The sequence below is a fragment of the Chitinophaga sp. RCC_12 genome (assembly GCF_041360695.1).
Taxonomy (GTDB): Bacteria; Bacteroidota; Bacteroidia; order Chitinophagales; family Chitinophagaceae; genus Chitinophaga.
In genome coordinates this window covers 220,589-232,450 of the sequence record NZ_JBFUPS010000006.1, presented here as the reverse complement: position 1 = coordinate 232,450, position 11,862 = coordinate 220,589, and the positions used below count along the sequence as shown (strand labels likewise).

The window sequence follows — 11,862 nt, the reverse complement described above, 5'->3', positions numbered from 1 at the left end:
GATTACGCTGATTTTGTTGATTTCACTGAATTTTTTTTAAATAATTTGAAAGAAAATCTTTTAAAATCAAAAAAAATCAAAAGAGAAAAATCAACAAAATCAGCGTAATCCTGAATAAGACAACCTTCGCGTAAGAAATTTGGTACATCCCGAAGAGTCGGGATGAAATATTTCAGTGAACAATGAAAATCGTTTACAGGCGGTATGTGTTACTTATTCGCTGTTGCTGAATAGGAATAAGGATAAGCCGCCGGATCGGTTCCTCTTGATTTCTCAGGAGTAGCGCCCATGTTAAATTCCAGGGTACCGCCTTTCTGCAGGTCCTGGTGGCTGATCCAGTTCTTCGTATAAGGCTGCCCGTTCAGAGATGCCTTTTGCACATACAGGTTCGTGTCGCTGTTGCCCGGAGCATTGATCACCATTTTCTTACCATCTTCGAAAGTCATGGTCAGTTTGGAGAAGAGTGGCGTACCCAGTACATATTGTTGGGTACCCGGACAAACAGGATAGAAGCCCATGGCGGAGAACACGTACCAGGCGCTGGTTTGACCGTTGTCTTCATCACCACAGTATCCATCCGGGGTGGCTTTGTACAAACGGCTCATTACCTGGCGGATCCAGTATTGTGTTTTCCAGGGCTGGCCTGCATAATTATATAAATAGATCATGTGCTGAATGGGTTGGTTGCCGTGTGCATACTGTCCCATGTTCATGATCTGCATTTCGCGTATTTCGTGGATAACGGTGCCATAGTAGCTTTCATCAAATACAGGCGGCATATTGAAAACGGAATCCAGCATTTTGGCAAACATTTCACGGCCGCCCATCAGTTTGGCCAGGCCTTGCACATCGTGGAATACAGACCAGGTATAGTGCCAGCTGTTTCCTTCTGTAAAGGCATCACCCCATTTGAATGGATTGAACGGCGTCTGGAATTTGCCATCTTTGTTTTTTCCACGCATCAGTTTTGTTTCCGGATCAAAGAGATTACGGTAGTTCTGGGAACGTTTTTCAAAACGGTCGATTTCGTTCTTCGGACGGTTGAGTGCTTTTGCCAGCTGGTAAATGGTGAAATCGTCGTAAGCATATTCCAGTGTACGTGCAGCGTTTTCGTTTACTTCCACATCGTAGGGCACGTAGCCGAGTGTGTTGTAATATTTAACACCCAGGCGGCCTACAGAGCTAAGCGGACCTTCGTTTTCCGTATTTTTCAGAATCGCTTTGTACAGGTTATTGATGTCGTATCCGCGGATACCTTTTAAATAAGCGTCAGCGATCAGGGATGCGGAGTTGGAACCCACCATGCAATCGCGGTGACCGGGACTTGCCCACTCAGGTAACCAGCCGCTTTCATTGTAAGCGTTGGATAGTCCTTCCATGATATGCGAGCTGAGTGTAGGATACATCAGTGTGAAGAAGGGGTGTACTGCCCGGAAAGTATCCCAGAACCCGTTATCGGTGAACATGTAGCCTGGTAATACCTGGCCATTGAACGGGCTGTAGTGTACGATTTCGTTCTTTGCATTGATTTCATAGAACTTGCGCGGGAAGAGCATGGTACGGTACAGGGAGGAGTAGAAGGTGCTTACCTGTTCGCTGGTACCGCCTTCTATGGCCAATCTGCCGAGTTCCTGGTTCCAGCTGTCTTTTGCTTTTTTACAGGTAGCGTCAAAGTTATCCTGGCCGATTTCGCGTTGCAGGTTTAATTCTGCCTGTTCAAAACTGATAAAGGAAGACGCGGTTTTGATTCCCACCTTCTCTCCTTTCTTTGTTTTAAAACCAACCACGGCGCCGGTATGATCTGCCTGCAGTTCCAGCTGGCCTTTCACCAGTACCGAGTCATGCCAGATATCGGCTACCGTAAATGGTTTATCAAATTTGATAACGAAGTAGTTTTTGAAATTGGAAGGTACGCCACCGCTGTTTTTGGTGGTATATCCAATAATCTTCTTTTCGTCAGGTAATATTTTAATATAGGAGCCTTTGTCGAATGCGTCTACCACGATAAAAGCGCTGTCGGTAGCGGGGTAGGTAAAACGCAGCTGGGCGGCTCTTTCCGTTGGCGTAATTTCCGTGGTAACGTCCGGATCGGCCAGGTATACGCTGTAATAGTATGGTTTCGCTACTTCTGATTTATGAGAAAACCAGCTCGCACGTTTGTTTTGATCAAACTTCATGGTACCGGTAATGGGCATAATGGCAAACTGGCCATAGTCGTTGATCCAGGGTGAAGGTTGGTGCGTTTGCTTGAATCCCCTGATTTTATCAGCGGTATATTGATATGCCCAGCCATTCCCCATGGTATTGGTTTGTGGCATCCAGAAGTTCATACCCCAGGGCAGGGCAATGGCAGGATAGGTGTTCCCGTTTGATAAGCTCACTTTGGAATCGGTGCCCATCAGGGTATTTACCCAGTCCGCCGGCTCAGCAACTTTATTTACCGTTTGGCTGTGTGCACCATGCAGGCATAATAAAGCGGCTGCTAACAGTCCAACTTTTTTCATGATTAGATATTATATACAACAAAAATGATCCTTAGGCCAATATCACACTCCGTTGTGTGAAGATACCGTGAAATTTTTACAAAATCGATTTAGCATAGGTACAGAAAAAAAAGATTCATCGAATCCTTTTCTCTTAAACGACAATAGCCGGTTCTAAAAGTATAAATATTTTTCCAGCATTTGCAAGTATTTAATGGTTTTTTTACGAGCGGTACCGGCAATTAAGCCGATCCCCGTAGGATGAACTTTCCGGGTAATTCTATCGCCGTTTTCTTCATTGGCCCGCTGTTTTTGTCCAGCTGATGCATAAGCAGGTCTATGGCCGTTTTGGCAATACCTTCTATCGGCTGTTCTATCACCGATATACCGGGAGGATATAAACGGAAGATATCATGATCGTCGAAACAGAGCACGGCAATATCATCCGGCATCTTCAATCCCATCCTGGCGATTACTTCCAGTCCCAGGATACCCAGGTAGTTGGTAGAGAAAAAGATGGCGTCCAGCTCCGGGTTGGCTTCTATAAAGGCCTGGAGCTCATTCAGCGAGTCTTCCCGCTGCCGGTGGTACTGCAACTGCAGGATATGTTTTTTCTTTACGGGGATCTTATGTTCTTTCAGTGCAGTGGTGTAGCCCCGCAGGCGCTCTTCGAGTTGTATCAGTTTCACATCCACCATTACAAAGCCTATTTTGGTGAGACCTTTGCCTATCAGGTGTTTCATCCCCTGTTGCACACCGTCAAAGTTATTGATCAGTACATAAGGCGTTTTGATAGATGGAAAATAGCTGTCCATCAGCACTACCGGCTTATGCTGGTGCACCAGTTGCTGGATTTCTTTTTCCATACCTGGTGCAGGTGTAATCAGGTAACCGTCTACCATTTGCCGGCCAAGCATACGGATTAATTCCCCGCCTTTCTGCGCATTGTTTTCGGTGCTGCAATACACCACATTGTATCCTTTGCGCTCTGCTTCCGTTTCAATTGTTTTAGCAAGACTTGCAAAAAAACTTCCGGAAATACTTTCCACGATAAGACCCAGGGTCTTGGATTGCCCGGTACGGAGATTCACCGCCATACGGTGAGGCTCATACCCGGATTTTTCCGCCACCTGCATGATCCTGGTGGCTACCTCGTCGCGGATACGCATTTGCTTTCCCTTTCCGTTTAAAACGAAAGATACCGTGGAAGGCGCTACTCCGGCCATTTTTGCAACATCCTTAAGGGTTAATCGCTTCATGTATAGTGATTGGTTTTGGCATATATGAAAATGGAATTACCTGGACATTCCCACACATCCATCTATTACATATTACAGGGTATGTTACCCTCTGACAGATACACATTGAAACGGAAATTACAAAAATACCTGTAATTACTACCAGGGAAGAAAAAAATGGTTATCTTCAGTAACCCTGTACGGCATAATATATCTTCCGTGGGAACGTTATAATAATCTACCGGCTCCTGGCCAACATTATTACAACAGTAGTAAAAATACACTGAGCATATGAAGCAACTTTCTCAACTTACTGACCCGGTTTACATCAAGCCTATACATGAAACTGCACTTGACCGCCTTTTCAAAAGCTGGATCAGGGATGAACGCGACCTTCCCTTTGTGTACCTGACACTGAAAATTACTTTCACCCTCTGGCCGCTGGCTATCCTCATGTATATTCCCGGAATAAATAACTGGGTTTGGTGGGGCGCAGCTATTGCTTACCAGTTCCTGAATAACTTTACTTTCAAAGGGCCTTTTGGCCTGATGCTGCATTGCACCAGCCACCGCGCCTTCTTTGAAAAAAAATACCAGTTCTGGAATAATTATCTGCCCTGGGCCATCGGTCCGTTGTTCGGCCAAACGCCGGAAGGCTATTATTCTCATCATATTGGCATGCATCATCCGGAAAATAATATGCCCGACGATGATAGCTGCACCATGATCTACCAGCGCGATTCCCTCCGTGGATTTCTTTCTTACCTGGGAAGCTTTATCACTTTCGGTGTTTATGATACCGCCCGCTATCATTTACAGAGAAAAAGAAGTAAACTGATGGTAAAACTGGTAAGGGGGGAAGTATTGTTTCTCGGCGCCTGCGTTGGTTTATCCTTTATCAACTTCCCTGCTACTTTCGTGGTATTTATATTACCGTTTATGATTTCCCGCGTGATCATGATGGTGGGCAACTGGGCGCAACATGCTTTTATCTGCCCCGAGGAACCGGATAATTCCTATAAAAACAGCATCACCTGCATCAATACAAAATATAACCACAAATGCTGGAACGATGGCTATCATATCAGTCATCACGTAAAACCAAACATGCATTGGACAGAGCATCCTGTATACTTCACTAAAACACTGGACGAATATATCAGTAACGAAGCTATCGTGTTTGATGGCATCCATTTCCTGCATGTATGGGCCTTCCTTATGGGCAAACGTTACGACCTGCTGGCAAAACACTTTGTGAATATCGGCGACCGCTTCCAGACAGATGCTGAAATCATTTGCTTCCTGAAGCAGCGTACCCGTAAAATTACCGCACTGCCTGTACCGGCAGCTGTGGCTGCAGCCTGATAATATTACTGTCCATTTACGGGAGGATTTTCCTTTTATAAGGTTACAATTCCCTTGCATTCTCACATTTTTAAGATGAAAATGCCGGGAAAAGAGTAAGGGAACTGTCAGATCCTGCGCCCTCATGCGTACGAACCCGCGTCTGCACAGCGCTTCATCGTAAATTCCAAAAAGTTATATTATATTATCTTAATGAATATGCTTAATCATAACAATAAGTAACTAAATTTGCGCTCTAACTTTTTTTATTAAAGTAAAAAATATGCGTACTGTTACACTGAAAAGGGTTGTGGTTACCGGATTGGGAGCATTAACACCTATCGGGAATGATGTAGATACTTTTTGGAACAATATGAAGGCAGGCGTTAGTGGCGCCGGCCCCATCACTAAATTTGACACCACAGAGTTTAAAACAAAATTCGCCTGTGAAGTCAAGGGTTTTGAGGTGGAAAAATATATGGAAAAGAAAGAAGCCCGCAAAATGGATTGCTTCACCCAGTACGCTATGGCGGCTGCACAGGAAGCAGTACAGAATGCCGGCCTCGATAATGCCAACATCGACAAAACTAAAATTGGGGTGATCTGGGCATCAGGCAATGGCGGGATGCTTACGTTCGAAGAACAGATCGTTGAATTTACACAGGCCAACTTTGTCCCTAAATTCAACCCTTTCTTTATCCCTAAATTGATATGTGACATTGCAGCAGGCCAGATAGCTATGAAATACGGTTTCATGGGGATCAACTTCTGTACAGTTTCTGCATGCGCTTCCTCTACCAGTGCCCTGGTAGATGCTTTTAACTACATCCGCCTGGGTAAAGCCAACGCAATTGTGGCAGGTGGCTCTGAAGCCCCTGTAACCCGCGCCGGTATTGCCGGATTCAATGCCCTTAAAGCTTTATCCACCCGCAATGAAGATGCAGCACATGCATCCCGCCCGTTCGATATAGAACGCGACGGATTTGTAATGGGTGAAGGCGCAGGCGCTATTATCCTGGAAGAATATGAACATGCTATCGCCAGAGGTGCTACCATCTATGGAGAAATGATTGGCGGCGCCATGACCTGCGATGCCTACCACCTCACAGCCACCCATCCGGAAGGCATGGGCGCACGCTTAGGTATGGAACAGGCCCTGGAAGATGCCGACATCGCTACTACTGATGTGGATTATATCAACTCACACACTACCTCCACACCAGTAGGAGATCTCAGCGAATTAAAAGCCATTGTTACCGCTTTTGGTGACCATGTGCAAAAACTCAATATCAGCGCTACCAAATCCATGACAGGTCACCTGCTCGGAGCGGCCGGCGCAATTGAAGCCATCGCTTGTATCAAAGCCACACAGGAAGATATCATTCCACCCACCATCAACACTTCCGTGTTGGGTGAAGGCATCCCTACCAACCTGAACCTCACCCTCGGTAAGGCACAGCAACGTACGGTGAACGTAGCCATGAGCAATACCTTCGGTTTTGGCGGACACAACGCGATTGTAATATTCAAAAAATATAAGGCGTAGGCGGCGCCTACGGCGCCTTTTAAATTGTCTTGAGCAGGATTTTGGGATTAACCGTAATTGCACTGATTTTCCCACGTCTTGTTATAAATATTTCGGGGAGATAAAAGCGGATAAAACCGCTTCTATCTCCCCGAATCTGTTAACAACCCCGTTAATAATCACCAAGGGGTAAAATCAATTTAATCCTAGTTTATCTCCCCGAAATATTTATAACAAGACGTGGGAAAATCAGTGCAATTACGGTTAATCCCAAAATCCTGCTCCAAGACAATTTAAAGGCGCCGAAGGCGCCTCCCCTCACTTCGCTAAAATTCTTAGCATTACAGAACCGAAAATTCGCAATTATGCCGTAGCTTAGTAGTTTAATATTATGGCAAAGAAAAAAGAGAATGTACCCGATACTTCCGTTGCGCAAGCCCCGGCAGACGAACAAATAGCCATTTTTGGCGCCCGGGAGCATAACCTGAAAAACCTGGACCTGCAGTTGCCCAAAAATAAACTGGTAGTGATCACCGGCATCAGTGGCAGTGGAAAATCGTCACTGGCATTTGATACCATCTATGCAGAAGGACAACGCCGTTACATGGAAAGCTTTTCCGCTTATGCCCGCCAGTTTATCGGCGATATGGAAAGGCCCGATGTGGATAAAATCACCGGACTTTCTCCCGTTATTTCTATAGAACAGAAAACGACCAATAAAAATCCACGGTCTACCGTTGGTACTATCACGGAGATTTACGATTTCCTCCGCCTGCTCTACGCACGCGCCGGAACCGCTTATTCCTACAATACCAACAAACCCATGACCCGCTTCTCAGAAGAGGAAATATTGGCGCATGTTTTCAAACATTATAAAAATAAAAAGCTGGCCATCCTCGCACCGCTTGTACGCGGACGAAAAGGCCACTACCGGGAACTGTTTGAACAGGTACGTAAACAAGGCTACCTCAAAGTGCGGATTGACGGGGAAATAGAAGACCTGAAAGAAAGAATGCAGGTGGACCGCTACAAGATCCATGACATTGAACTCGTGATAGACCGAATCCAGGTTCAGGAAGATGCGCGCACCCGCATCAGCCAGAGCGTACAAAAAGCGCTCACCATGGGGAAAGGACTGCTGTTTATCATGGACCACGATACCAATAAAGTGAGCCAGTACAGCAAACAACTGATGTGTGAGGAAACCGGCCTTTCCTACGAAGAGCCCAGCCCCAACACGTTCTCCTTTAACTCCCCCTATGGCGCCTGTCCCCGCTGTAAAGGTCTTGGCACCATCTACCAGATAGATATGGACGAAGTAATCCCGGATTACAACATATCCATCACCGACGGCGGACTAAAACCATTAGGCGAAGCACGCGATACCTTTACCTTTAAACAGGTACAACAACTCGCCAAAAAGTATAAATTTTCCTTAACAGCCCCTATTTCCAGCATCCCGCAAAAAGCCCTCAACGTATTGTTGTTTGGCGACGAAAACGGCAAACTGGAAGTAGACCTTGAATTTGGAGAAAACAACGGCAGCACCGAATACGCCACTGAATACGAAGGAGTAGTAAACATGGTTCGCCGTTATTTTAACGACACCTCCTCCGATCATGTACGCAGCTGGGCAGAAGGTTTCATGAAACTAAGCACCTGCCCTGAATGTAACGGCGCCCGCCTCAAAAAGGAAAGCCTGTTTTTTAAGATCGATGAAAAAAATATCTCTGAACTTGGTAACATGGACCTGGATAAGCTCCTGGCCTGGTTTGGAAATATCGAAACCCGTCTTGAGAAAAAACAAAATGCAATTGCCAAAGATATCCTGAAAGAGATTCGTGAAAGACTCGGGTTCCTGCTGAACGTAGGATTAAACTACCTCACGCTGAACCGCCCCACGCGGAGCCTCAGCGGCGGCGAATCGCAACGTATCCGCCTCGCCACCCAGATAGGATCCCAGCTCATGGGCATCACCTATATCCTGGATGAACCCAGTATCGGTTTACATCAGCGCGATAACATGCAGCTGATAGATGCCCTCCGCAACCTGAAAGACATGGGCAATACCGTTATTGTAGTGGAACACGACAAAGACATTATGCTCCATGCGGATCACCTGGTAGATATCGGTCCCGGCGCCGGTGTTCACGGTGGCCAGATCATTGCACAGGGTACGCCCAAACAAATACTTAAACTCAATACACCCACCGCCGGATACCTGAATGGTAACGCCACCCCGGAAGTACCCGAACAACGCCGCAAAGGCAATGGTAATTTCCTCGAGCTGAAAGGCGCTACCGGCAATAACCTGAAGAATGTAAACCTGAAACTGCCCCTGGGCACTTTCATTTGTGTTACCGGCGTTTCCGGCAGCGGTAAGTCTACCCTGATCAATGAAACCCTGTATCCCATTCTTTCTAAACACGCTTACGACTCAAAGATGGTTCCCATGCCTTACAAAAGCATCAAGGGACTGGAGTTTATAGATAAGGTGATTGAAATTGATCAGTCGCCCATAGGCCGTACCCCGCGCAGCAACCCGGCTACCTATTGCGGATTTTTCACCGACATCAGGACCCTCTTTGCTTCCGTGCCGGAGGCTAAGATCCGGGGATATAATGCTGGCCGTTTCTCATTTAATGTAAAAACCGGTCGCTGTGATGTTTGTGAAGGCGGCGGCATGCGCGTGATCGAAATGAACTTCCTGCCGGATGTATATGTGCATTGCGAAAAATGTAACGGTCGCCGGTACAACCGCGAAACGCTGGAAATCCGCTATAAAGGCAAATCCATTTCCGATGTGCTGGACATGACAGTAGACGAAGCCGTGGAATTTTTCCAGCCGGTACCATGGATCTACCGCAAAATAAAAACGCTGCAGGATGTGGGACTCGGATACATTACGCTCGGACAATCTGCCGTAACCCTTTCCGGAGGCGAGGCGCAGCGGGTAAAACTGGCCACCGAACTATCCAAGAAAGATACCGGCAAGACCATTTATATACTCGATGAACCAACAACGGGACTGCATTTCCAGGACATACAGCTGCTGTTAAAAGTACTGTACAAACTGGTAGACAGGGGCAACACCGTACTGGTCATTGAACATAACCTGGATGTTATTAAAATGGCGGACTACATTGTAGACCTGGGGCCGGAAGGCGGTGGCGGCGGCGGTACCATCTTATGTACCGGCACTCCAGAACAGGTAAGTACCTGCAAAGAAAGTCATACCGCCAGATTCCTCAAAAAGGAGCTGGGAATTTAATATCTTGCCAACTGTAAACAAGCAATGAAAAGCATCTACCAGATATTACTCACCTGTTTCATTTTCGCGGGCATCATTGCCTGTGAAAATGAAACGAAAGTATGCGATCAGACTTTACGGAATGATTACCATACGCATCTTATGCGCAAACTCAATGACAAGTTATCTGATACTGTTATGCCCAAAGTAACCGCATATGCATTTGGCAGAGATACCATTTACAAAAGTCAGGCACTGGGCGACCTGTTCTTCCAGTTATCGCCGATAGCAGACAGCAGCCTCTTTTACGTGAAAGTGGATTCCAGCTTTGTACCTGATACTTTAAAGATCAGGTATACACGGCAACAGCATTTTATTTCCCCCGGATGTGGCTTTGGTACCTATTTTAATATAGATACCGTTATCACCACCATGCATACTATCGATTCTGTCGTAATTAATAATAAGTCCGTAACTAGCAGTAATGACACGCATCTTACTTTGTATTTCTTTTTTGACTAGTATCCTGCTCAGCGTTGCTGCCATGGCACAAAACAAGCCGGCCGCCGCTAAAACGGATACGCTGCCCAAAGCTGTTAAAGCTGATACCACGCATAAAGTGCTGGCTGATTCAGCAAAAGCAGCGGTGTTGGCGCATAAAGACAGCTCCTGGTTTATTCCGGGTGCAGTGCGGATAGGAGTGGATCTTAGCCGTATCGTTTCTGCTATCTATTATCCTTACAGAAAAGAAGTAACTGCTGTGGCAGATGCTCGTATCAACAGTAATCTTTACGCTGCCTTTGAAGCCGGATATGCCAATACCCCATACAGCGATACCAATTATACCTACAAAGGAAATGGTATGTTTGTAACCCTGGGTGTTGATTATAATTTTCTGAAAAGGCAATATGTTTCCGAAAAGAATATGTTCTATGTGGGCTTCCGTTATGGATTCTCTCATTTTAATTATTCGGTTCCCACCTACTCCATTAAAAATACCTATTGGGGCGATAATCTCACGGGCAGCGTCCCCAAAACCGCAGTGAATGCCCATTGGGTGGAACTCCTGGTAGGATTGAAAGTAGAAGTGCTCAAGAACTTTTTCATGGGCTGGAACATCCGGGAACGCATCCTGGTTAACAACGTAAAAACCGATAACATGACGCCACTCGTCATTCCCGGTTTTGGTAACGGTTCTAAAAGATCAGTTTTTGATGTGCAATACACCATTTCATACGCCATCCCTTTCTACCGGATAAAAGAACACGCGCCCGATAAAGAAGTGAAGAAGAAGAAAATACCTAAGCGATAACGCGGTGCGGAGGTTGTCTTTCTCAGGATTACGCTGATTATACTGATTACCTGGATTTTTACTTTTGGATTTTTTTTAGATTTTTAGATTTTCTTAAAATAATAATTAAGGGAGATAAGAGCGAATATCCGCTTCTATCTCCCTTAATCCTTTATAAAATCAAAAAGTAAAAATCCAGGTAATCAGTATAATCAGCGTAATCCTGAGAAAGACAACCTCCGCGGCGATCATCGCCGCAGCATCTCAATGTGAGGAATCCCATCTTCCATATAAGTATCGCTGGTTTGCTCAAATCCCAGTGAAGTATAAAACCGTTGCAAATATTGCTGTGCCCCTATCCGGATAGGAATCACGCCATAATGCTTCTGCAACGCTGCAATAGAGCGCTCCATCAATTCCCTTCCCGCACCTTTGCCACGGGCCAGCGGGGATGTAATTACCCTGCCGATAGATGCCTCCTTAAATTTGATCCCCGGCGGAAAAATACGGGTATATGCCAGCAACCGGCCCTCTTCATCTGTTCCCATTAAATGCAGTCCTTTCTGGTCGGAATAGTCCAGGTCCTGGTAGGCGCAGTTTTGCTCCACCACAAATACTTCACTACGCAAATGCAGGATAGCATAGAGTTCGGCAGTAGTTAACTCCTCAAATGATTTTATATTCCAGATCATACCCTCAAGCTTTGCCATAAATTTAGTGGAAGCTTTCAA

The 11,862-nt window shown here is 45.9% G+C and carries 8 protein-coding genes; 5 read left to right on the top strand and 3 right to left on the bottom strand.

Annotation, left to right across the window (positions count from 1 at the left end; all coding sequences use genetic code 11):
• Window positions 1–209 precede the first annotated feature (209 nt).
• A complete protein-coding gene (locus AB6805_RS19275; protein WP_370911079.1) occupies window positions 210–2,504 on the bottom strand; it encodes a GH92 family glycosyl hydrolase in 2,295 nt (764 codons plus the stop codon).
• A gap of 221 nt (window positions 2,505–2,725) precedes the next feature.
• Complete coding sequence (locus tag AB6805_RS19270) at window positions 2,726–3,742, bottom strand: LacI family DNA-binding transcriptional regulator (protein ID WP_370911078.1); 1,017 nt, start codon at window positions 3,740–3,742, stop codon at window positions 2,726–2,728.
• A 270-nt stretch (window positions 3,743–4,012) separates the two neighbouring features.
• Here AB6805_RS19270 and AB6805_RS19265 point away from each other — a divergent pair, with 270 nt between their 5' ends.
• From AB6805_RS19265 to AB6805_RS19245, 5 genes are all read left to right on the top strand, one after another.
• Entirely contained in the window at window positions 4,013–5,086 is a 1,074-nt protein-coding gene (locus AB6805_RS19265; protein WP_370911077.1) for a fatty acid desaturase, read from the top strand.
• Between the two features lie 262 nt (window positions 5,087–5,348).
• Window positions 5,349–6,611 (top strand): beta-ketoacyl-ACP synthase II, encoded by a 1,263-nt coding sequence (gene fabF, locus AB6805_RS19260; RefSeq protein WP_370911076.1) that lies wholly within the window; start codon window positions 5,349–5,351, stop codon window positions 6,609–6,611.
• Window positions 6,612–6,981: 370 nt separating this feature from the next.
• Window positions 6,982–9,861: an excinuclease ABC subunit UvrA gene (gene uvrA / locus AB6805_RS19255; RefSeq protein ID WP_370911075.1), complete on the top strand. Its 2,880-nt coding sequence runs from the start codon at window positions 6,982–6,984 to the stop codon at window positions 9,859–9,861.
• A 24-nt stretch (window positions 9,862–9,885) separates the two neighbouring features.
• A complete protein-coding gene (locus tag AB6805_RS19250; protein ID WP_370911074.1) occupies window positions 9,886–10,362 on the top strand; it encodes a DUF6452 family protein in 477 nt (158 codons plus the stop codon).
• The gene (locus AB6805_RS19245; protein ID WP_370911073.1) at window positions 10,355–11,152 is read left to right on the top strand and encodes a DUF6048 family protein; all 798 of its coding nucleotides are present in this window, start codon (window positions 10,355–10,357) and stop codon (window positions 11,150–11,152) included. Before AB6805_RS19250 ends, AB6805_RS19245 begins: the two co-directional genes overlap by 8 nt.
• A gap of 227 nt (window positions 11,153–11,379) precedes the next feature.
• Here AB6805_RS19245 and AB6805_RS19240 read toward each other — a convergent pair whose 3' ends face one another.
• Window positions 11,380–11,841: a GNAT family N-acetyltransferase gene (locus tag AB6805_RS19240; RefSeq protein WP_370911072.1), complete on the bottom strand. Its 462-nt coding sequence runs from the start codon at window positions 11,839–11,841 to the stop codon at window positions 11,380–11,382.
• Window positions 11,842–11,862: the final 21 nt, after the last annotated feature.